Origin of the sequence: Haloarchaeobius amylolyticus (assembly GCF_026616195.1) — an archaeon.
Classification (GTDB): Archaea; Halobacteriota; Halobacteria; order Halobacteriales; family Natrialbaceae; genus Haloarchaeobius; species Haloarchaeobius amylolyticus.
The window spans coordinates 271,690-293,201 of record NZ_JANHDH010000003.1; the positions used below are offsets into that span (position 1 = coordinate 271,690).

At 64.9% G+C, this 21,512-nt stretch carries 19 protein-coding genes; 8 read left to right on the top strand and 11 right to left on the bottom strand.

The window, feature by feature from the left end; translation table 11 throughout:
* Positions 1-83 precede the first annotated feature (83 nt).
* Positions 84-1,535, top strand: a complete 1,452-nt coding sequence (gene xacF / locus NOV86_RS18970; RefSeq protein ID WP_267643371.1) for a 2,5-dioxovalerate dehydrogenase — start codon at positions 84-86, stop codon at positions 1,533-1,535.
* A gap of 39 nt (positions 1,536-1,574) precedes the next feature.
* Here the strand turns inward: xacF and NOV86_RS18975 are convergent, their stop codons facing one another.
* Complete coding sequence (locus NOV86_RS18975; protein ID WP_267643372.1) at positions 1,575-2,339, bottom strand: IclR family transcriptional regulator; 765 nt, start codon at positions 2,337-2,339, stop codon at positions 1,575-1,577.
* Positions 2,340-2,650: 311 nt separating this feature from the next.
* Here NOV86_RS18975 and rdfA point away from each other — a divergent pair, with 311 nt between their 5' ends.
* Positions 2,651-3,277 (top strand): rod-determining factor RdfA, encoded by a 627-nt coding sequence (gene rdfA / locus NOV86_RS18980; protein ID WP_267643373.1) that lies wholly within the window; start codon positions 2,651-2,653, stop codon positions 3,275-3,277.
* A gap of 103 nt (positions 3,278-3,380) precedes the next feature.
* Here the strand turns inward: rdfA and NOV86_RS18985 are convergent, their stop codons facing one another.
* The gene (locus NOV86_RS18985; protein ID WP_267643374.1) at positions 3,381-4,148 is read right to left on the bottom strand and encodes an IclR family transcriptional regulator; all 768 of its coding nucleotides are present in this window, start codon (positions 4,146-4,148) and stop codon (positions 3,381-3,383) included.
* 545 nt (positions 4,149-4,693) lie between these two features.
* Positions 4,694-5,548: a beta-keto acid cleavage family enzyme gene (locus NOV86_RS18990; protein WP_267643375.1), complete on the bottom strand. Its 855-nt coding sequence runs from the start codon at positions 5,546-5,548 to the stop codon at positions 4,694-4,696.
* 114 nt (positions 5,549-5,662) lie between these two features.
* Between NOV86_RS18990 and NOV86_RS18995 the strand changes: the two genes are divergently transcribed.
* The 4 genes from NOV86_RS18995 to NOV86_RS19010 all read left to right on the top strand — a co-directional run bounded on the left by NOV86_RS18995 (position 5,663) and on the right by NOV86_RS19010 (position 10,524).
* On the top strand, positions 5,663-6,439 hold the full coding sequence (locus NOV86_RS18995; RefSeq protein WP_267643377.1) for an SDR family NAD(P)-dependent oxidoreductase: 777 nt from the start codon (positions 5,663-5,665) through the stop codon (positions 6,437-6,439).
* A gap of 165 nt (positions 6,440-6,604) precedes the next feature.
* Positions 6,605-7,915, top strand: coding sequence for a sugar ABC transporter substrate-binding protein (locus tag NOV86_RS19000; protein WP_267643378.1), 1,311 nt, complete (start codon positions 6,605-6,607; stop codon positions 7,913-7,915).
* A gap of 39 nt (positions 7,916-7,954) precedes the next feature.
* Complete coding sequence (locus tag NOV86_RS19005; RefSeq protein ID WP_267643379.1) at positions 7,955-9,520, top strand: sugar ABC transporter ATP-binding protein; 1,566 nt, start codon at positions 7,955-7,957, stop codon at positions 9,518-9,520.
* Positions 9,521-9,624: 104 nt separating this feature from the next.
* Entirely contained in the window at positions 9,625-10,524 is a 900-nt protein-coding gene (locus NOV86_RS19010; RefSeq protein WP_368408798.1) for an ABC transporter permease, read from the top strand.
* Between the two features lie 313 nt (positions 10,525-10,837).
* Here the strand turns inward: NOV86_RS19010 and NOV86_RS19015 are convergent, their stop codons facing one another.
* The 5 genes from NOV86_RS19015 to NOV86_RS19035 all read right to left on the bottom strand — a co-directional run bounded on the left by NOV86_RS19015 (position 10,838) and on the right by NOV86_RS19035 (position 15,942).
* Entirely contained in the window at positions 10,838-11,332 is a 495-nt protein-coding gene (locus NOV86_RS19015; protein WP_267643381.1) for a VOC family protein, read from the bottom strand.
* Positions 11,333-11,397: 65 nt separating this feature from the next.
* On the bottom strand, positions 11,398-12,207 hold the full coding sequence (locus NOV86_RS19020; protein WP_267643382.1) for an aldo/keto reductase: 810 nt from the start codon (positions 12,205-12,207) through the stop codon (positions 11,398-11,400).
* Positions 12,208-12,282: 75 nt separating this feature from the next.
* Positions 12,283-13,356, bottom strand: a complete 1,074-nt coding sequence (locus tag NOV86_RS19025) for a 2,3-butanediol dehydrogenase (protein WP_267643383.1) — start codon at positions 13,354-13,356, stop codon at positions 12,283-12,285.
* A 90-nt stretch (positions 13,357-13,446) separates the two neighbouring features.
* Positions 13,447-15,120, bottom strand: a complete 1,674-nt coding sequence (locus NOV86_RS19030; RefSeq protein WP_267643384.1) for an aldehyde ferredoxin oxidoreductase family protein — start codon at positions 15,118-15,120, stop codon at positions 13,447-13,449.
* A gap of 66 nt (positions 15,121-15,186) precedes the next feature.
* Positions 15,187-15,942 (bottom strand): SDR family NAD(P)-dependent oxidoreductase, encoded by a 756-nt coding sequence (locus NOV86_RS19035; RefSeq protein ID WP_267643386.1) that lies wholly within the window; start codon positions 15,940-15,942, stop codon positions 15,187-15,189.
* Between the two features lie 141 nt (positions 15,943-16,083).
* Between NOV86_RS19035 and NOV86_RS19040 the strand changes: the two genes are divergently transcribed.
* Both NOV86_RS19040 and NOV86_RS19045 read left to right on the top strand, forming a co-directional pair.
* The gene (locus tag NOV86_RS19040) at positions 16,084-17,160 is read left to right on the top strand and encodes an amidohydrolase family protein (protein ID WP_267643387.1); all 1,077 of its coding nucleotides are present in this window, start codon (positions 16,084-16,086) and stop codon (positions 17,158-17,160) included.
* Entirely contained in the window at positions 17,157-17,576 is a 420-nt protein-coding gene (locus NOV86_RS19045) for a metal-sulfur cluster assembly factor (protein WP_267643388.1), read from the top strand. The genes NOV86_RS19040 and NOV86_RS19045 overlap by 4 nt, the downstream gene beginning before the upstream one ends.
* Positions 17,577-17,735: 159 nt before the next feature.
* On the opposite strand, the gene NOV86_RS19050 is transcribed toward NOV86_RS19045, so the two are convergent.
* From NOV86_RS19050 to NOV86_RS19060, 3 genes are all read right to left on the bottom strand, one after another.
* Positions 17,736-19,796, bottom strand: coding sequence for an AMP-binding protein (locus NOV86_RS19050; RefSeq protein ID WP_267643389.1), 2,061 nt, complete (start codon positions 19,794-19,796; stop codon positions 17,736-17,738).
* 136 nt (positions 19,797-19,932) lie between these two features.
* Positions 19,933-20,322: a Zn-ribbon domain-containing OB-fold protein gene (locus NOV86_RS23280; RefSeq protein ID WP_267643390.1), complete on the bottom strand. Its 390-nt coding sequence runs from the start codon at positions 20,320-20,322 to the stop codon at positions 19,933-19,935.
* Positions 20,319-21,485 carry a thiolase domain-containing protein gene (locus tag NOV86_RS19060; protein WP_267643391.1) on the bottom strand — a complete coding sequence of 389 codons (1,167 nt, stop codon included), beginning with the start codon at positions 21,483-21,485 and terminating at the stop codon, positions 20,319-20,321. Before NOV86_RS19060 ends, NOV86_RS23280 begins: the two co-directional genes overlap by 4 nt.
* Positions 21,486-21,512: the final 27 nt, after the last annotated feature.

Here is a 21,512-nt window from a genome sequence, read left to right on the forward strand (position 1 = left end):
GCGCGTGTGGTCGCGCAAGGAAGCCCCTGCCCCCTTACCACAAGGGATAGACATTTATGCGAGAAACGAGCAGTGTTGGCTGCATGCCAGAGACAGTCGGCAACTTCGTCAGCGGTGAGTGGACAGTATCGGAGACGGGTGAGACCTTCGTGGTCGAGAACCCGGCCGACCCGGACGACGTGGTCGCGCACTTCCAGCAGTCGAGCGCGGCCGACACCGAAGCGGCCATCGAGGCGGCCGCCGACGCCCAGGCCGAGTGGGCGGACATGCCCGCACCGGACCGCGGCCGCATCCTCACCCGCACCGCACAGGAGATCGAGAACCGCCAGGAGGAACTGACCGAGACGCTCGTCCGTGAGGAGGGCAAGGCCCGCCCCGAGGCCGCGGGCGAGGTCCAGCGCGCCGTCGACATCTTCTACTACTACGCCGAGAAGGCGCGCGACCTCGGCGGCGACGTGAAGGCCGCGAGTGGCCGGGACACGAACCTCTACACCGTCGGGGAGCCCCTCGGCGTCGCCGGGCTCATCACGCCGTGGAACTACCCCATCGCCATCCCGGCGTGGAAGCTCGCGCCCGCCCTCGTCACGGGGAACACCGTGGTCATCAAGCCCGCCTCGCAGGCGCCCAACGTGGCGCGCAAGCTCGTCGAGTGCCTGGAGGCGGCCGGCATCCCGGACGGCGTGGTGAACTTCGTGACCGGTCCCGGCAGCGAGGTCGGCACCGAACTCACCACGAACGAGTCGGTCGACGCAATCTCGTTCACCGGAAGCGGCAACGTCGGTGACGTCGTCTACCAGCAGGCCGCCGAGGACCAGAAGCGCGTTCAACTGGAGATGGGCGGGAAGAACCCGACCCTCGTCACCGAGAACGCGGACGTCGAGGAAGCCGCCGAGGTCGTCGGGAGCGGTGCCTTCGGCGTCACCGGGCAGGCGTGTACCGCCACCTCTCGGGCCATCGTCCACGAGTCGGTGTACGACGCGTTCGTGGCAGAGCTCGTGGAGTACGCCGAGTCCCTCTCTATCGGCCCCGGCCTCGACGACTACGACATGGGCCCGCAGGTCAGTGCGAGCGAACTCGACGGCACCCTCACGTACATCGACGTCGGCACCGAGGAGGGTGCGACCCTCGAGACTGGCGGGGCGGCGCTCGACGACGGCGAGTACGACTCGGGTCACTTCGTCGAGCCGACCGTCTTCTCGGACGTCTCCTCCGACATGCGCATCGCCCAGGAGGAGATCTTCGGCCCGGTCGTGGGCGTCATCCCCGTCTCGGACTTCGAGGAGGGCGTCGCGGTCGCCAACGACACGCAGTACGGCCTCGCGGCCAGCGTCGTCACCGACGACCTGACCGAGGCGAACCGCTTCGTCGACGAGGTCGAGGCGGGCGTCGTCAAGGTGAACGAGAAGACGACCGGCCTCGAACTCCACGTCCCCTTCGGCGGGATGAAGGCCTCCTCCAGCGAGACCTACCGCGAACAGGGCGACGCCGGCCTCGACTTCTTCACCACGACGAAGACCGTCTACGCCAACTACTGACCCGGCCGACCACCCTGTTCGGTCACGTCGAACAGGTTCTCAGTACTGCTTCAGGTTTATCTCGACGAGGTTCGCGGCGCGTCGGAGCAACTCGGGGAGTTCCTCGCGGTAGCGTTCGCCCGACAGTCGCGTCGCCGGGCCCGAGACGCTGATGGCACCGAGGACCTCCCCCTCCGGGCCGCGAACGGGCGCCCCCACACAGCGTAGTCCCTCCCCGTATTCCTCGTCGTCGAACGCGACCCCGCGTTCCCGGACCTCGGCCAGCGTCTCGAAGAGCGTCTCCTCGTCGGTGATGGTCTGGTCGGTGTGGGCCGGGAGGCCGTGCTGGTCCAGTATCTCCGCCACGCGCTCGCGTGGCATGTGCGCGAGCATCGACTTCCCCGTCGCGCTACAGTGCAACTGGTGGACGTCGCCGGCGTCGGTCGAGAACTGGATGGTCTGGTCGCCCTGGGTACGGTAGAGGTAGACGCCACGACCCGCCTCCTCGACCGCGAGGTTGGCGAGTTCGTTGGTCTCGCGCGCCAGGTCGTCCACGTGCGGGCGTGCGACGCTGTAGATACCCGTCTGGGTGCGGACGCGCTCGCCGAGCTGGAGGAACCGGAGACTCAGCCGGTAGCGCCCGTCGTCCGCCACGACGTACCCGTTCTCCCGGAGGGTCGCGAGGTGGCCGTGGACCGTGCTCTTCGAGACGTCGACCTGCTCTGCGATCTCCGTCACGCCGGCCTCGCCGAGGTCCTCGACGACCTCGACGATGCTCAACAGCGTTTCGTCGCTTCGAATCGTGCCGGGCGTGGAGTCGGTCATGCTGTCAGGGACGACGTGACGGACCGTAATAGGTGGTCGGCTTTTCCTCACGCTCGTTCGCTGTGGTCGAATCCGGGTCAGCGGGGTGCTCGGAGAGGAGACGGGGTCTCAGACGTGAGGGCAACTGCGTGTCCTTCCCAGGAGTGTTCGATGCTGCGGAACAGCCCGCGTTCGACGCGTCACTGCCGGTACGGGAGGTGAGACAGTGTCGTGTTACAGTCATATGCTCGTAACAGCAGAGGATGGCCGAGGGCAGGTCACGGCCCGGACCCGAGGCAACGTTTTACCGTCTGCTGGGTGAAGATAGCGACATGGAGGAAGACACGCCGACGGACGCCGGTGGGGGCGGCCGTGGCAAGGTCGCCAGGCTCATCGCGCAGTACGGGCTCGCCCCCGAGGTCGGCGAAGACATGGTCGAGCAGTGGACGGCAGAGGGCGACCAGCGCACGAGCCTCCGTGACCTCGCCGACCAGTTCAACCGCCGGCTGCTGCGAGCCGCACTCGAGAGCGACGGTGAACACGTGCGCGATAGTCAGGTCGAGTCGTACTACCGGCGGTTACGCCACGCCGACCTCACCGCCGGGGAGCGGGTCGAACTCGAACAGGAACTGGCGGGTCGCGGTGTCGATATCGACCAGCTCGAGACCGATTTCGTCTCGTACCAGTCCATCCGGACGTTCGTCAAGAACCGCGGCGCAGAGTACGTCCAGGCAGGTGACGAGGCCCAGTTAGCGCGAGACGCCGAGAGCATCGAACGGCTCCGCTCCCGGCTGCAGTCGGTGACGACGGACCGCCTCGACCGCCTCGACCGCACTGACCGCATCGAACTGGGCGAGTACTCCCTGCTCGTCGACGTGCAGGTGTTCTGTGAGGACTGCGGGACGCAGTTCGACGTCGTCGACCTGCTCGAGAACGGTGGCTGTGCGTGCGATTCCTAACTCGAACAGGCTCGCGATGGGCATAACAGACGTACGCCTGTTAGGGTAGTCGGATTGATTCACGCCAGCAGATCGACCGAGGACGGGACGCGGAAACCGCAGGTCAGGAGAGGGAGATCTCGAGTTCGAACTCGTTGGCGACCCCGAGCAGGATGTTCGGGAGTTCGGTCCGGAAGCGCTCCTCGTCGACGCGGTTCGCGGGGCTGGCGACGCTGAACGCGCCGACGACCTGCCCGTCTGCACCCTGGACCGGCACGCCGACCGCCTTCACGCCGTCGAGTTGTTCCTCCTCGTTGAACGCGATTCCTCTCTCGCGAATCTCGGCGAGTTCGTCGAGCAGCGCCTCCAGGTCGTTGATGGTGTTGTCGGTCCGGCTCGGGAGCCCCCACTTCTCGGCGATCTCCCGCACGCGGAACTCCGGGAGCTGAGAGAGCAGGGCCTTGCCGGAGGCGGTCTGGTGGAGGTGGAACCGCTTCCCGATGGTCGAGTACTTCCAGACCGCGTGCTTCCCGGAGTAGGTGTGGAGGTAGACGCCCCGGCCGTTCTCCTCGACGACGAAGACCGCCCGACACTCGGTCTCCCCGGCGAGTTGTTCGGTGTAGGAATCCGCGATGCGGTACGCCTCGCGGCGGTTCCCGACGTAATCCCCCAGCGCGAGGAACTTGAGACTGAGGTGGTAGACGTCGCCGTCCTTGACCACGTACTCGGCCTCCCGGAGCGTCGTGAGGTGCGCGTGCATCGTACTGGGGGCGACACCCATCTCCTCGGCGAGTTCCGTCACCCGGGCACCGTCCATCGCTCGAAGCGTCTCGACGACCTCGAGTGAGGTCTGGGTCGTCTGCAGCGTGCGTCCGCCGTCCTGTGTAGCCATACCATGGGAATCGGCTGGTCAGTATATAAAATTCCGCCTTCGCGAATCGTCGTCTGTAGAGCGTCACTGTGACAACTATTGACAGGGGCGGTTCGCCCGGACGTGGCCCCACCGGCCGGGTGTCAGTATATAAGATTCAGTCTGGTCGAATTCGCTACGGTCGTAGTAAGTATTCGAGACCAGTACGGTTCGTCCGGAATCCGTGGCGAAACCAGCCATGTTCGTGAGAATCTCGTGGATTCCCGGACGCTTGCGTGATTCCTGTTCCGCGCTCGCCTGTGAGACGCTCTACAGATCGTGGTCACGGGCCCGGTGTCGTAGACGATAGTCCAGCTCGAGAGTTCCGCATACTCGCTCTTCGGAGATTAGAAGCCCCAGAACGACGGCGCTGGACCTGTTACTGGAAGATACAGTCGATAGCGGCGGGTGAGCGCACGCTGATTCGGTAGAAGCGAACAAGTGCGAGAAACGGTAACGCGGCCCAATTACGCTGTCTCAGCAGTTCGAGGGCTCGATTCGGTCCGGGCTGTCGCAGCTACAGGGCCTCAGAGGTCGAGCATCTCCCGTGCCTCGGCCGGGCTCGCGATGGGACGTTCGAGTTCGTCGGCGATCCGGGCGGTCCGGCGGACCAGTTGCGCGTTGCTCTCGGCCAGTTCCCCCTTCCGGTAGTAGACGTTGTCCTCCATGCCGACCCGGACGTGCCCGCCCATCGTGATGGCGGCCGTGGTCATCGGGAGCTGGTGCTTCCCGACGGCGAGGGCCTGCCACTCGACCGGCTCAGGCAGGTTGTCGACGAAGTTGATGAGGTTGCGCGGCCCCGGTGGCATCCCGTTCTGCATCCCGAAGATGACCGTCGCCCAGTAGGGGGCGTCGAGGAGGTCCTCCTCGATGAGGTGCTGTGCTTCGGGTATCTGCCCGGGGTTGAACAGCTCGAGTTCGGGCTTCACACCGGCATCACGCATCCGTTCGGCGTACTCCTCGTTCTGCTCGCGCGTGTTCTCGGCGGTCCGGGTCTGGCCGAAGTTGATGGGGCCGAGGTCGATGGTCGCCAGTTCCGGTCTCGGGTCCGTCTCGAGGACTGGCGCGATCCGTTCCTCGCGGGGATAGATGCCACCCCCGCCGGTCGTGAAGTTCACCAGGATGTCGTCGCAGTACTCGTCGATGTAATCCCGCATCTCCTGGAACCGGGCCACGTCCTTGGTGTTCTCCCCCTCTTCGTCTCGTGCGTGCAGGTGAACGATGGATGCGCCCGCCTCCTCGCACGCGGCGAGGTCCTGTGCGATCTCTTCGGGCTGTTCCGGGAGGTTCGGGTTCGCTTCCTTCCCCTGGTGTCCGCCCGTCGTGGCGACACTGATGATGAGCTTCTTCTCGAAGTAGTCGCTGTAACCACTGTACGGCATACGTTAGAGAGAGTGGGAATCTCGGATTAATAGTTTTGGGTGGCTCCACCACGCCCCATCCTATCAGCCACCAATCAATCAGGCTTATTAGGGACCTCGTGTACCAGTTGAAACATGGTATCAGGAAGCACTGCCATCGTTACCGGTGGTGGTCGCGGTATCGGCCGAGCCATCTGCCGCGAACTCGCTGCAGAGGGGGCCACCGTCGTCATCGCGGACATCGACGAGTCGGAGATGGCCGAGACCGCGGCACTTGTCGAGGAAGAAGGCGGGCGCGCGTACCCGGTGGAGACAGACCTCCGGTCGTTCGAGGACATCCAGGACACCGTCGACGAGGTGCTCGCCGAGTTCGAGTCCGTCGACATCCTCGTCAACAACGCCGGTATCGCGGGGCCGACCGCCGAGTGCGAGGCCGTGGATCCGGACGAGTGGGACCAGACGATGGCGGTGAACCTTCGCGGGCCGTTCCTGATGTGCCGGCAGGTACTCCCGGTCATGAAAGAGCAATCGTACGGCCGCATCGTGAACATCGCGTCCGTCACGGGGAAGCGACCGTTGACGCAGCGGACCCCCTACGCGACGAGCAAGATGGGCGTCATCGGGTTCACCCGAACCCTGGCGGCGGAGGTCGGCGAGGACGACATCAACGTGAACGCGGTCTGTCCCGGGTCGGTCGATGGGCCGCGGATCGACCGCGTGTTCGAGGCCAAGGCCGAGGCGCAGGGACGGACCTACGAGGACGTCCGGGGAGACGCCGAGGCGGAGAGCCCACGGCGGGAACTCGTCCAGAAGGAGGATGTCGCGAGGACCGTCTCGTTCCTCTGTTCGCCTGCTGCGGACAGGATCACCGGGCAGGACCTGAACGTCTCTGCCGGGAAAGTGATGTACTGAAGCGGTTTCTTCGCCTGTCTGTTCCTGTCGAGGCCCACATCGAGAGCGGTATCCCATACAGAGTAGTATAATTCCACAAACATAATCTTTAAATGGGTATGCTCGCATCTTCATGTTGTTCACTACATGGCAAGAGATAACAGCAGCCACTCTCGGCGGTCCTTCATGAAGCGGACCGTCGCAGGTGGGACGACCATGGGGCTCGGCGCGATGGCAGGGTGTACCGGAGACTCTGGAAATACGAGTAACGACGGCGGCGGAGGCGGCGGTGGCGGTGGCGGTGGCGGCGGTGGGTCGGGTGGTGGCGGCGGTGGAAAGTCCATGGCCAGCATCACTCGCCTCTCCAACGCGTACTGGGGTTCCTGGGTCAAGGGATACAAAGAGGCCGCCGAGGCCCTCGGGTACGAGACCAACGTCCAGCTCAACGACGGGAAACTGAGCAAGCAGATCCAGCAGGTCGACTCGGGCATCGCGAACAACGTGGACCTCATCATGGGACAGGCGTTCACCAACTCCGGTGTTCCGCCGATCGCGGAGGCAGCCGTCGAAGCAGGCGTGCCCCTGACCATGCTGTGGACCATCGACAAGTGGTACACGCCGGAGGACGCGGGCGACGAGTTCGTCCAGTTCTTCATGCCCAACGCGATCAACAACGGCTACACCGCGGCGAAGGCCCTGTTCGAGGCGATGGGCGGGAGCGGCAACATCGTCCACATCGAGGGCGTTCGCGGGAACGCGGCCAACACCGGGCGCAACCTCGGGCTCGACAAGGCGATGAAGGAGTACCCGGACATCAACCTCCTGGCACCGCCGCAGCAGGGTCGGTGGGTCAAGTCCGAGTCACGGAAGGTCATGTCCGACTTCGTCTCCCAGTTCGGCGACGACATCGACGGCGTGTTCGGCCAGAACGACGCTGTCGGTCTCGGTGCACTCACCATCGCAGAGGAGAACGACCTCGACGTCGAGGTCGTCGGAATCGACGGCATCCCGGAAGCGCTCGACCTCGTCGAAGAGGGTCGGTTCACCGCCTCCGTCTCCTCTCTCGGCCCCTGGCAGGGTGGCTGGTGTCTGGTCAAGGCACACGACTTCGCGAACGGCTGGCGGCCCAAGCCAGGCGAGCGCATGATGCTGCACGGCAGTCCGCTGCTCGTGAAGGAGACGAGCGAGTTCGACATGATCGAGACGCTCCCCGTCATCGACGCCGGAGAGTTCAACGAACTCATCTTCGAAGGCGACTCCACTCCCTACGACTGGGAGAAGATGTCCGTCGTGGAAGCAGGTGAGGACGAGTGGGACCCCCAGAACTCACTCGTTCCCATCCGGAAGGAGGACATGGTCGCCCCCGGCCTCCTCAACTGGAAAGAGGAGAACCGTCCGAGCGGCTACGAGATCCCGTCCGTGTACTCCGACTCGGGAGCCATGGACGAGGTCGAACAGATGTACGCGGACCACTTCCAGACCAACCCACTCCAGTGAACGTCGTCACCTCGTTCCCCGAGAACTATGTCGAATAATATGACACAACGCGCTGCACCCGACGACGAGCTATCGGCACAACGAGAGAGTGAATCCAGCCTCCGCGTCCGGGATATCTCGAAATCGTTCCGGCACGTCACCGCACTCGACGGCGTCTCCCTTCACATCGACAAGGGTGAAGTGGTGGGACTCGTGGGCGAGAACGGAGCTGGGAAGAGCACGCTCCTGAACATCCTCACCGGAGTGTTGCAACCCGACAGGGGTGAGATCACCATCGACGGGCAGTCGGTGACGCTCTCGAATCCCAGCGAGGCCGCCGAGTACGGTGTCTCGCTGGTCCATCAAGAACAGGACGTCATCCCGAACCTCAAGGGCTACGAGAACCTGTTCCTGGCCAGGGAGTCGTCCCGGTTCGGTGTTCTCAGACAGAGCGAGATGAGCGAACAGGCACAGGCGTTCGTCGACGACCTCGGTATCGACATCGACGTCGACGAGTACGTCAAGGACTACTCGTTCAACGAGCGCCAGATGCTCGAGATCGCCAAAGCGTTCCACCGCTCGAGCAGATCTGACAACCCCGTCATCCTGCTCGACGAACCCACGGCTGGGCTCGAGGAGGCGGGGCGAGAACTCCTGTTCGAGCGCATCGACGACCTTCGGGACAAGGCGACCTTCGTGTTCGTCTCCCACGAGCTCGACGAAGTACTGCAGGTCACAGACCGGGTCTACGTCCTGAAGGACGGCGAGCTCGTCCACGAGGTGCCGGCAGCCGACGCGACACAGGACCTGCTCCAGGAGAAGATGGTCGGGCGTGAGAGCTCGTCGGAGTACTACAAGATCCCTGACCAGCGGGACGAGTCTTCCCTTGGAGAACCCACGATGCAGGTCGAAGGACTCCGGTCCGAGCAGGAGGACATCGGCCCACTCTCCTTCTCCGTCAGCGAAGGGGAGATATTCGGCATCGTCGGGGTCGAAGGGTCCGGTAAAGAACGGCTCGGGCGGCTGCTCGCCGGGGACCTCCCCGCCAGCGACGGCACGATACGTATCGACGGTGAGTCCGTCGAGACCGGGTCCGTCGCAGAGATGGTCGAAGCCGGTGTCGGGTACGTGCCGAAGGACCGCAAGACAGAGGGACTATTGCTGTTCCAGTCTGTGGTCAACAACACGTCACTGGCTGCCGTCCGGACCATGAACGGCCGGCTCCCACTGCTGGACCTCGACAGCGAGGTCGAGATGACCGAGGAGGCCATCGAGGAACTGAACATCAAGACACCCGGTCGTGAGGCCCTGGTCCACGGACTGAGTGGCGGCAATCAACAGAAGGTCGTCCTCGCCCGGTGGCTCGCCCAGGATTCCTCGGTGCTGGTCGTCGACAACGTCACCAGGGGCGTCGACGTCGGTGCGAAGGAGGAGGTGTACCGGCTCTGCCGTGAACTGACCCAGAAGGGCGTCTCCATCGTCTTCATCGGTGACGAGCTTCCCGAAGTCATCGGGATGTCCAACCGTATCGCCGTCATGCGGAAAGGACGACTCGACGAGGACATCTTCGACGCGTCGCCCGGAAACAAACCGACCGAAGAAGAACTGATACAGCGGATGATCTAACAATGAGCGGAAACACGCAAGAGAACACGATTTCGAAGTGGATAGCCGAACAACGAGACCAACGGACACTCCAGGACTGGATCATCGACGTCGGCCCCTTCGCCATGTTGATCGTCCTGGGTATCGTGTTCTCCCTGCAGTCGGAGAACTTCCTCACCTACGGGAACCTGATCACGAACGTCGCGAAGAACAGTGCGTTCCTGTTGCTCGTCGCACTGGCGGGGACGTTCCCCATCCTGCAACAGAGTATCGACCTCTCGGTCGCACAGCTCGTGACGCTCACCGGGGTCGTCGCCGCTGTCCTCGTGGGCGACTACGGGGTCCTCGCGCTGGTCATCGCCGTTGTCGTCGGCATGCTCGCTGGCGCCATCAACGGGCTCGTGTTCACCAAGCTCAAGGTGCCGTCGTTCCTGGTCACCCTGGGTACCCTCTCGATCATGGGTGGGCTCGCCCTCATCGTGACCGACGGCTCGTCCATCACGTTCCGGAACGACACCGTCCGGAACATCGCCACCGGCGAATGGATACCTGGGATTCCGAACCTCGTGATGTGGGGCCTGCTGTTCTACGGCTTCACCGTGTTCCTCGCCTGGCGGACCAAGTTCGGGCGCTACTGTTATGCCCTCGGTGAGAACGAGCGCGTCGTCGAACTCGCCGGGGCGAAGGTCGACCGGTACAAGATCTACCCGTTCATCCTCTCTGGTCTGCTCTGTGGGGTTGCTGGCGCGCTGCTCGCCGCCCGCATCTCCTCGGGGTCTGCACAGATGGGCGAAGGGTTCCTGCTGCCGAGCATCGCGGCCATCGTCATGGGTGGGACCGCGCTGACCGGCGGTGTCGGCGGCCCCCACCGGACGCTCCTCGGCGTCCTCGTCATCGCCGTGCTGCAGAACGGTATGAACCTCACCGCGGTCGACCCATTCATCCAGGAGATCGTCCTGGGCGTCGTCGTGGTCGCTGCGGTCGCCCTGTCCATCGACCGTCGCAAGATCGACGTGGTGAAGTGAGCGCACCGGGCGCTCCTCTTCGCGGCGACTGACCGACCTTCGTCTACGACGTCGTTCCGTATTTTCAGCTCACCAGTTCGACGCGGCTCTCGGTAGACGGTAACAGATTCTTGCTGCAGACCGGTGCGTCTCGTTCCAGTCCTCATCGCACCGACCGACGCGATGCCGCCCGGTGTATCGTGGGTCCCGTCGGTGGTCGAGTTGGCTCGCCGTCACACTGCTCACACTGGGCTGTACCCGACGGAGTGCGGTACGGAAGAAGAGAGGTCCCGAGTCGTCGCCGCGCTCTCTGGGCCGGCCTCGGCGAGGAGTACTACGCGTCCCGGTTGCTGTATATCCGCTCGTGGCTGTGCGAGTAGATCTCCAGCAGGTTGCCGTACGGGTCCTTGCAGTACGTCAGGGTGTACTCGTCGTCGTCCTCGAAAATCTCCCACACCTCCGAGTAGTGGTCGCCGCCGTGTTCGTCGATGCGTGCGGCGAGTCCCTCGACGTCTGGGTCGATGACACACAGGTGGAACAACCCTGCTCGAGTCGGGTCCGGCTCCGAGTGAGCGCCCGTGGAGGTGAACTCGAACAGCTCGATTCCGATCTGATTGCCTGTGGCGAGATGTGCAAAGCGCATCGTCTCGAATTCGCCGAGGAGATTCGCCGCCTGTCGACCGCCGTATCCTTCGTCGGCCGTTATCTCGTCGGGACCCTTGACGTGGCTGAACCCGAGGACGTCACAGTACCAGTCGATCGCTTCGTCGAGGTCCGGAACGGTGAGCCCGACGTGGGCGAGGCCACGCGGATATGCTGATTCGGACATTCCGTGCCAAGAGATGCCACACAGTATCAAATAGTTTCGGATTCAGCTACCCCCGCAGACGGCGTCTACTCGGCCCATGGCGTGCTATCGACCTTCTCCTCCTCGGCAGGATCAACCGTTCGAACCTCCCGTTCGATATCATCGATACGCCTGAGGTCGTCCTCGGTGAGTTCCAGCGTGAGTGCGTCGTAGTTGTCTGGGATGTGATCACCGGATGCTTTCGGGATAGCCGCGACGTTGTCCTTGCTGAACAGCCATGCGAGGCTGACCTGTGCGACGGAGACACCGTGAGAGGCGGCGATATCTTGCAGCACTGGCTCGTCGAAGACTGCCCCCTGTGCGAGGGGTGAGTAGGCGACGAGGTACATATCGGCCTGCTGGACGTACTCGACCAGTTCCTCCTGGTGGAGCAGCGGATGCATCTCGACCTGTGTCGCCAGCATCGGTGCGTCGAGGATTTCACGCGCCTCGTCGAGCAGTGCAGGGGTGAAGTTGCTCAGCCCCACACCGCGTATCTTCCCGTCAGTATACAGGTCATCGAACGCACCGAGCGTCTCCTCGGGGTCGTAGGCGTTCGTCGGCCAGTGGACGTAGAGCAGGTCGACGGCGTCGAGCCCGAGTCGGTCGAGGCTCTCCTCTGTGGTCCGTCGCACGTCCGATGCACCCAGGTTCTCCGGGAGGACCTTCGTCGCGACGGTCACCGCTTCACGGGGAATAGAGCTCTGCTCGATTCCTTCTCCGACGATGGCTTCGTTCTCGTACCACTGCGCGGTGTCGATGTGGCGGTAGCCGATCTCGAGTGCGGTTTCGACGGTCGACGGGTCGGTGATACCGACGGTCCCGAAGCCAAGTCTCGGCAGTTCTTCGGCTGGCATGGTCAAGGGTTCACAGACGGCAATCAAAAGGGTATCGTCGGTTTCGGTCGTCGGTACGTCTGGAGTGGTCCCGCGCTACGGTTCGACGAGGATCTTGACGTGCTCGCTCTCCGAATCGAGCAGGGCCTCGAAGCCCTCGTCGACGAGATCCTCGAGCGAGATTCGTGCGGTGATCATCGGTTCGGGGTCGAACTCGCCGGATTCGAGGAAGCTCGTGACCATCTCGAACTCGCGGTCCGCGAGTGGCCCACTGAGGTACCCATTCGACCCGTTGATGCTCCGTTCGACGACGACGAGTTCGTTTGGCGTGAGGCCGACGTCGTCGTCGGAGATGCCGACCGCAGTTATCTGGCCGCCGCGTTTCGTCGCCTCGATGGCCGCCCTGAACGTCGGTTCGATGCCGACCGCTTCGAACGCGACATCGACGCCACCGTTGGTCGCGTCGGTGATCTCGTCGACCGCGTCCGTCGCGGTCGGGTCGAGCGTCTCTGTCGCCCCGACCGCTTCGGCGATCTCACGGCGCTTCGCCCGGGGTTCGGAGACGAACACGTCCGTCGCGCCGGCAGCCTTCGCGGCCTGGACGATGGAGATCCCGATGGGCCCGGCGCCGAAGACGGCGACGCTATCCCCGGCCTGCATCCCGGAACGTCGCGTCGCGTGCACGCCGACACTGAATGGCTCGACGAGCGCCCCGTACTCGACCGGGACGCTGTCGGGGAGCTGGACGACGTTGCTCGCCGGGACGACCGCGGACTCGGCGAACCCACCGCTGGCAGCGGAGAGGCCGATGTTCGCGACCGACTCGCAGAGGTTGTGGCGACCCTCGGCACAGTACCGGCAGTCCCCACAGACCATCGCGGGGTTGGCTGTGACCTCGTCGCCGACCGCGACGTCGCACACGTCGCTGCCGACCTCTGTGACGGTCCCGCTGAATTCGTGGCCGAGCGGGACAGGCAGCGAGACCCCGGTCAGAGGATGGGGCGTGTCTTCGTCGGGCGTCAGGTCAGGTCCGTCCTCGAACTCGTGCAGGTCCGTGCCGCAGATACCGCAGGCGGCGACCTCGATGCGTACATCGTCCGCGCCGACCGCTGGTTCAGCCACCGATTCGACACGGATATCTCCCGAGCCGTAGTAATTTGCAACCCTCATGACCCAGAGTAACACAGACCACCCACAAAAGCGTTCGTTTCTGGCAAGATTCCCCGTGGGGACCCCGAAGCAAGTGTGCGATGGAGACGACTAGTCAGACCCGGCCGCTGTCACGTGGTCGTCGGGAACGGTTCCGTCGTCGTTCCAGTCGCGGACGCCGTAGTATTCGTCGAGCGCCATCTCGAAGTCCGGCAGGTCGTACGGCAGCCGGTCGTCGGACCGGTCGAAGCCACGCTGGTTGTTGAAGTGGCGTTCCAGTTCGACCACGCGCGAGCCGATGGCGAGCATGTCGTCGTAGTCCGCGTCGAACAGTCCCTCGTACCGTTCCTCGGTCATCGTCCCGCGCGAGAACCGACAGACGATGCCGCAGTCCTCGAAGGCTCGCGCGTTCTCCTGCCGGACCACGAAGGGCGCCTTGCCCTCCAGACCGCTCTGGGAGAGGGCCTCTTCCTTACCCACGAGAGGGTACTCCCACGAGTACAGCGTCGTGTACATGTGGTCCGCGCCGCGGTTCGCGGTCGCGTAACTCAGCCCCTGCCCGTGGAGCGTCCGGCCGTCGTGGGCGGCGAACTCCAGGCCCTTCACGGTCCAGTTCTCGACGCCGAGCTCCTCGTGGAAGCGGTCGATACCCTCCGCGAGCATGTCGCCGACGTCCTCGCGGTAGGCGATCTTCTCGACGAGGTCGAAGATGAGGTCGGTGTTGCCGAACTCGTCCTCGCTGGCCAGATAGGCGGAGGCCACGTCGCCACAGGAGATGGTGTCCATGCCGAACTCGTCACAGAGGTCGTTCGACTTCATCACGTCGACGATGTCGTCGACCCCGGCGTTAGCCCCGAACGACATGACGGTCTCGAACTCGGGCCCCTCGGTCTCGACGCCGCGTTCCTCGTCCTTCGTCGGGAGCTTGCAGGCGAACGCGCAGGCCGAGCACGTCCCGCGTTTGTACTTCTTCTGCTCGACGCTGTCGCCGTTGATTCCCTCGACACCCTCGAACGATAGTTCGGAGAAGTACCGGGTCGGCAGCGCGTCGACCTCGTTGGCGAGGTCGGTGACGTTGGTCGTGCCCTGGCGTTTCATCAGGCTGTCCGAGGTCGCCGCGTCCCGATGGACGTCCATCTGGACGGGCGGAATCTCGATGTCGTGTGCCGAGTCGCCCGCGAACGTGATCGCCTTGATGTTCTTCGAGCCGAGCACGGCGCCGAGCCCCCCGCGACCGAAGGCCCGGCTCTCGGTCGTCATGATGGAGGCGAACCGGACCGCGTTCTCGCCGGCGGGCCCGATGCAGGCCGTGTGCTCGGGCTCCAGGTCGTGTTCCGCCTCGATGTAGGCGACCGTCTCGGGCACCGTCGCCAGTTCGAGGTCCGGGACGGGTTCGAACTCGACGCCCTCGTCGGTGACGTGGACGATGCTGAGTTCGTCGCATGCACCGGTGAACTCCACCGCGGCGTAGCCGGTATCGGCGAAGTTGCGGGACATGAACCCACCGGCGTTCGACGAGAACAGACCGCCGGTCTGGGGCGAGACGCTCGTGCAGTTCATCCGCCCGGTGAAGCTCATGTTCGATGCCTGCATCGGCCCCGTGCTGAGGTAGAGTCGGTTCTCCGGCCCGAGCGGGTCGGTGTCGAAGGGAATCCGCTCGTGGGCGAGTTTCGTCGCGACGCCGCGGCCACCGACGAACGTCTCCAGGACGTCGTCGATGTCTTCGGTGGTCGTCGTGCGGGCACCACAGTCTATCGACAGCAGTGGCCCCTCGGTGTGAAGCATACACAGAGACAGTCTCGCACGGTCTACAAAATCGTTACGACCTGCGCGATCGTGCTGTACTGGGGCTCAGGCGGTGAAGCCGCCGTCGAGGACCAGGTTGTGGCCGGTCACGAACGACGACTCGTCGCTCGCGAGGAAGAGGGCAGCGTCGGCGACCTCCTCCGGCTGGCCAGCACGCCCGAGTGGGGTCTGTTCGAGGAGGCCACCGGCCGTGTCGCCGTCCTCCTGGGTCATCGCCGTCTCGATGAGGCCCGGGTTGAGCGCGTTCACCCGGATGTCGTTCTCGCCGTGTTCGACGGCCAGCTGACGGGTGAGGTTCGTCACGGCGCCCTTCGAAGTGCAGTAGAGCGACGAGTTCGGCAGGCCGCGGATGCCCCCGATGGAGGACATGTTGATGATGTTCCCGCCGCCGTCCTGCGCCAGCATCACCTCGATGGCAGCCTGACAGCCGAAGTAGACGCCCTTCATGTTGATGTCCATCAGGAACTCGTAGTCCTCCATCGTGGCCTCCTCGATGGGCATCTGGCGGTCGACGCCCGCGTTGTTCACCATCACGTCGAGCGACCCGAACGCGTCGACGGTCTGGTCGACCGCGTTCTGCAATGCACCGACGTCGGTCACGTCCGTCTGGACGAACTGCGCGGTCCCGCCGTCGGCTTCGATGGCCTCGTGTGTCGGGTCACCCCCGAGACGGGGTTCCTCTTGCAGGTCGGCGACGGTGACGCTCGCGCCCTCCTCGGCGAATCGGCGAGCGATGGCCCGTCCGTTGCCGGAGGCGGCGCCGGTAACCAGTGCTACGGTATCAGTGAGTCTACCACTCATGGTCTACCGTAGAACTCGGCCAAGGGAGATTAAATGTTCCCCGGCCCCGGTGTGACGGCGGCTAGCTGATACGCCAGTGACTGGTAAATGTTCGGAACCATCCATAACTTTAATACGGTATGTACGGAACAGGGACTGTGTATGCTAGAGTCTGGCGCATTGGTGGTTGACGCTGTCGGTCACTGCTTCAACCACACACCCGACAACCACAAGCACCCGCACGCCCAGCGATGGGACGACGAGACCTACGAACTCGGCGCGAAACTCCTCCCGGACAGCCACGTCCCGTCGGAGGAGGTGTTCTACCGAGACCACTCGCCCGAGGAACTGGCCCGTCTCCTCTTCCTGGAGAGTCAGATCGACTACACGGTGTACCACTCGCTCCCGCTCGACGACTACTTCCACGACGGGTACGTCTCCCGCGAGAAGGGCTTCGAGTTCTGCGAGCAGAACCCGACACGCACGTCGATGTACGTCGACATCAACCCGCTCGAAGACGATGCCGTCGAGCAGGTCCATCACTACGCCTCGAAGGACTTCGTGAAGGGTATCAAGCTCTATCCGTCGCGCTACCAGAACGGGCACGACCTCTCGCTGCAGCTGAACGAGGAATCGGTCTGGCCCATCCTCGAAGCCGCAGCGGACAGCGACGTCGACACCGTCGCGATGCACAAGTTCATCCCGTTCGCGACGGCCCCGGTGAAGTACTTCCGGATGGACGACGTCGAGGACGCAGCATCGTCGTTCCGGGACCTCAACTTCGAGATCATCCACGCAGGATTCTCGTTCCTCGAAGAGACCGTGTTCGCGATGGCCAGCCACGACAACGTGTACGCGAACCTCGAGAACACGGCCTGCATGGTCAACTCACGACCGCGCAAGTTCGCCGAGTCGCTCGGTGAGATGCTGTACTGGGCCGGCCCGGACCGCATCCTCTTCGCCAGCGGCGCGACGGCGCTGCACCCGCAGCCACCCATCGAAGGGATCTGGAACTTCGAGATGCCGGAGGACCTCCGCGTGAACCAGGACTACCCCGAGGTCACCCAGGAGATCAAGGAGAAGATCCTCGGCAAGAACGCGCTCCGCCTGCTCGGCGAGGACCCCGAGGAGATCCGCGACCAGATCGAGGGCGACAAGTGGGACCAGCAGCGCCAGGAACTCCGCGAGGCGGAGGACTTCCCGGCCGCACCGTGGTCCACCTACGAGACCAGCGCATGAGCATGCCCGACCACATCACCCCCGACCACGAGTTCGACGACCCACTCAAGACAGCCATCAAGGCGGAGCTCGACGAGGTGCTCGACCCGTGTAGCTGTGCGAGCAACCATCCCATCAGCATCCTCGACCTCGGGCTCGTCGAAGGTATCGAGACTAACGACGGCGGCCGTCACGTCGAGGTGACGTTGCTGTTGACGTCGCAGCTGTGTACCTACTTCATCGACATGAACGACGAGATAATCGAGCGCGTCGAGGCGCTCGACCCCGTCGAGGAGGTCGTCGTCCACCAGGATACCAGCGGGCAGGTCTGGACGCAAGAGCGCATGTCGGACGAGGAACGCAAGGCTCGTCGCGAGCGATTCCTCCAGCGCATGGACGACGCGGGTGTCACACCCTACGCCGAGCGGACCAGCTGAGAGACGTATCGACCCGGACGACCGACTCCCACACGTGCCACACCGTCGAACCGGCATCGCGACGACTCCCACTGCAAACCCATAGCACCCACCCGTCGCTCGCCGTTCGACGCTTTTCGAGAAACAGAACCGGACCGCAGAGCGACGCCCGGATGCCGCCTAGATGGCGTCCTCGATGGCCTCGAGCGCCGCCGGGTTCTCCATCGACGAGAGGTCGCCGGGGTCCTCGCCGCGGTAGACCGATTCGACCGCCCGCCGGATGACCTTCCCCGACTGTGTCCGGGGGAGGTCGTCGACGAACACCAGTTCGCGGGGGCGGAACGGCTTGCCCTGTTCTTCGCCGACGAGTTCGCGGAGTTCGCTCGCGAGGTCGTCGTCCGGGTCGACGCCCGGCTCGGGGATGACGAACGCGACGACGGCCGTCCCGGTCGTGTCGTCGGGGACGCCGACCGCCGCGGCCTGGTTGATGTCCTCGTGTTCACAGAGGACCCCTTCTATCTCGGCGGGACCGACCTTCCGGCCGGCGACGTTGAGCGCGTCGTCGGCCCGGCCGTGGAGGAACCAGAAGCCGTCCGCGTCCTTCTGGGCCCAGTCGCCGTGGTCCCACAGGTCGTCCCAGGTGCTCCAGTACTCCTCGAGGTAGCGCTCGTCGCCCGACCAGAGCGACTTCGTCATACTCGGACAGGAGTCGCGAGCGACGAGGTACCCGCGTTCGTTGTCCTCGCGGATGCTCTCGCCGTCGGCGTCCACGACGTCGATGTCCATCCCGAGCCCCGGGCCGCCGAGACTGCACGGCTTGAGGTCGTTGATGGGCATCGGCATGAGGAAGCACCCGCATATCTCGGTCCCGCCTGAGATGTTGATGATGGGCGCCTCGCCGCCGCCGACGTGCTCGTAGAACCAGTGCCAGGACTCGGGGTCCCACGGTTCGCCCGTGCTCCCGAGCAGTCGCAGACTCGAGAGGTCGTGCTTCTCCACCCACTCGTCACCGTGCTTGCGCAGGGCGCGAATCGCGGTCGGCGAGATGCCGAACTGGGTGAGTTCGTGCCGGTCGATCATCTCCCAGAAGCGGTCCGGTTCCGGGTGGTCCGGTGCCCCCTCGTACATGAACACGGTCCCGCCGAAGGCGTGGTTGCCGATGAGCGTCCACGGCCCCATCATCCAGCCGATATCGCTGACCCAGAAGAACCGGTCTGCGGGCTTCTGGTCGAAGCCGAAGTGGATCTCCTTGGCGCACTGCAGCAGGGCGCCGGCGTGGGTGTGGACGATGCCCTTCGGCTTGCCCGTCGTCCCCGAGGAGTACAGCAGCATCGACTCCTGGTTCGCCGGCAGTTCCTTCGTCTCGTACGCGTCGTCCTGTGTCGCCACCGCGTCGGCCCACCACTCGTCCCGGCCTTCGGTCCAGGGCACCGAGACAGCCGAGTTCGCATCAGACCCGCCGAGCCTGTCGAAGACGACGGTTTCCTCGACGTACCCGGCCGCCTCGATGGCGTCGTCGGCCGCCCCTTTCAGTCGGACCTCGCTGCCGCGGCGGTAGAACCCGTCGCCCGTGAACAGGACCGAACACTCCGCATCCGCGATGCGGGTGGCGGCCGCATCGACCCCGAAACCGGAGAAGATGGGGACCGCGATGGCGCCGACCTTGAAACAGCCGTAGAGGATGGCGACGACCTCCGGGACCATCGGCATGTAGAGGCCGACGGTGTCGCCGGTCTCGATGCCCACGGATTCGAGGTAGTTCGCCACCCTGTTCGACTGTCTGTGGAGTTCGTGGTACGTGATCTCGCGGACGTCGCCCGGCTCACCCTCCCAGATGAGGGCGACCTTGTTCCGCGTCTCGTTCTCTTGGACGGCGTGTCGGTCGACGACGTTGTGGGCAGTGTTGATGGTACCGCCAGGGTACCACTCGGTGAACTGTGGACCATCGCTGCTCGCGGCTTCGCCGCTCGCGCCCTCCGAGGCGCGTCGCGCCCCGCCATCGTCCCTGACCTGGTCGTACTCCTCGTAGAACTCGATGTCGAGGTAGTCCACGAGTTCGTCCCAGAACCAGTCGACCCCGGACGCCGGGATGCCCTCTATCTCGGTCGTGGTCCGTTCGACGAGTTCGTCGTAGTCGGCGATGTCGTACTCCTGCATGAACGCCCAGACGTTCGTCGACTCGACGAACGCCCGGGACGGTTCGTGCGCTACCGCTGCCGAATCCGTGGGCTGGTCTGACATAGCGTCTGTTCCACTGTAACGCGGGCCCACTTCATAAGCGACCCGGGTAGAGGTAGTCCCTGCGAGGCGCTCGACGCTGTCTTGGTGTGGTGTAGTGTGGGAGCAAGGTGACCGCCTAAGACACAGGAAGGAACTGCTACTCGGTCGGTCGCAGGACGAGCAGCCGTGCATCGCCAGACGCCGCCGGTTCCGCCGACGGGACGACATCGGTGCCGGTCGCGGTCTCGGCGTCGTCGAGACCCCGGACTCGCCCGGTAACCGTCACCGACCCGAACCTGGCGAGCCCGACGTGGTACGGCGCAGCCCCCTCGAACGCCGTGGGGGCGACGTGGATGGTCGTCACGTCTTCCAGCACTCCGGTCTCGGGGAGTTGGCGCTTTTCGAGTTCGACGTCGCCACAGACCGGACAGCGTCTGGCTGGCGGGACGACGCCGTGTCCCGACTGGCAGTGGAGGTAGTAGCCCGCGTCCGCGTCGATGGCGTCGAGGAAGTCGTCGTAGCCGGGGTGCGCAGAGGCTCGGCTCACTGTGTCACCTCCAGCACGTGGACGATGGCGCTCGCGACCGTGCCGCCGGCGTTGTGGGCGAGCCCGACCGTCGCGTCGGGAACCGCGTCGCTGTTGGGATGCTCCCCGGTCAGGAGGTCGGTGACCTCCGCGATCTGGGCGACGCCGGTCGCGCCGACGGGGTGACCCTTCGCCTTCAGCCCGCCGGAGAGGTTGACGGGGCGGTCGCCGTCGGCGGCCGTCTCGCCGTCGGCTGCCGCGGACAGACCCGCCCCGGGCTCGTAGAATCCAAGCGATTCGAGCGCGAGCACCTCCGCGATGGTGAAGCAGTCGTGGACCTCGACGAGGTCGACGTCGTCGGGGCCGATTGCCGCCTGGTCGTAGGCGGTGTTCGCCGCCCGCTCCGTCGCCGGTGTGTACGCCCGGTTCACCCGCCGTTGCAGCGCGAGCGTGTCGCTGCTCTGGCCCGTCCCTGTCACGGCGACCGGCGCGTCGACCTCGTGCTCGTCGGCGTAGTCCTCGCTGACGAGGACGACGGCGGCCGCCCCGTCGCTGATGGGGCACGCGTCGTACAGGCCGATGGGGTCCGCGATGGGCGGGGCGTCGAGGACGTCCTGCACCGTGATCTGCTGCTGCAGGTGGGCCTTGTCGTTGTTCATGGCGTGCTCGTGGTTCTTGACCGCGACCGCGGCCAGGTCCTCGCGGGAGCCACCGTGTTCGCGGAGGTACGCCCTCGTGAGCAAGGCGTACGCGCCCGGGAAGGTCATCCCCACCCGACGTTCGTGGAGGTCGTCGGCCGCGAGCGCCAGCGCATCTGTGGCTTCGTGGACGTCGACGTTCGTCATCCGCTCCATCCCGCCGACCAGGACGACGTCGGCCTCGCCGCTCCGGACTGCCCTGACGCCAGCACGCATCGCGGCCCCGCCGGACGCACAGGCACTCTCGAAGCGTGTCGCCGCCGCGGTCGTCCCGGCGGCCGCGGCCACGAGCGGGCCCTGGTGGCCCTGGTCCTCCGTGACCTCGCCGATGAAGTTGCCGTACAGTACCTCGTCGATGTCGGCGTGCGGGACGGCCGCGTCCGCGAGTGCCCGGTCACTCGCCTCGGCGAACAGGTCCCTGCCGTGTCGGTCCGGGTGTTCGCCGAACGGCGTCACGGCTACGCCCGCTATGCGGACTGGTTGCATACGCCACTAGAGACAGGGCAACCGGTA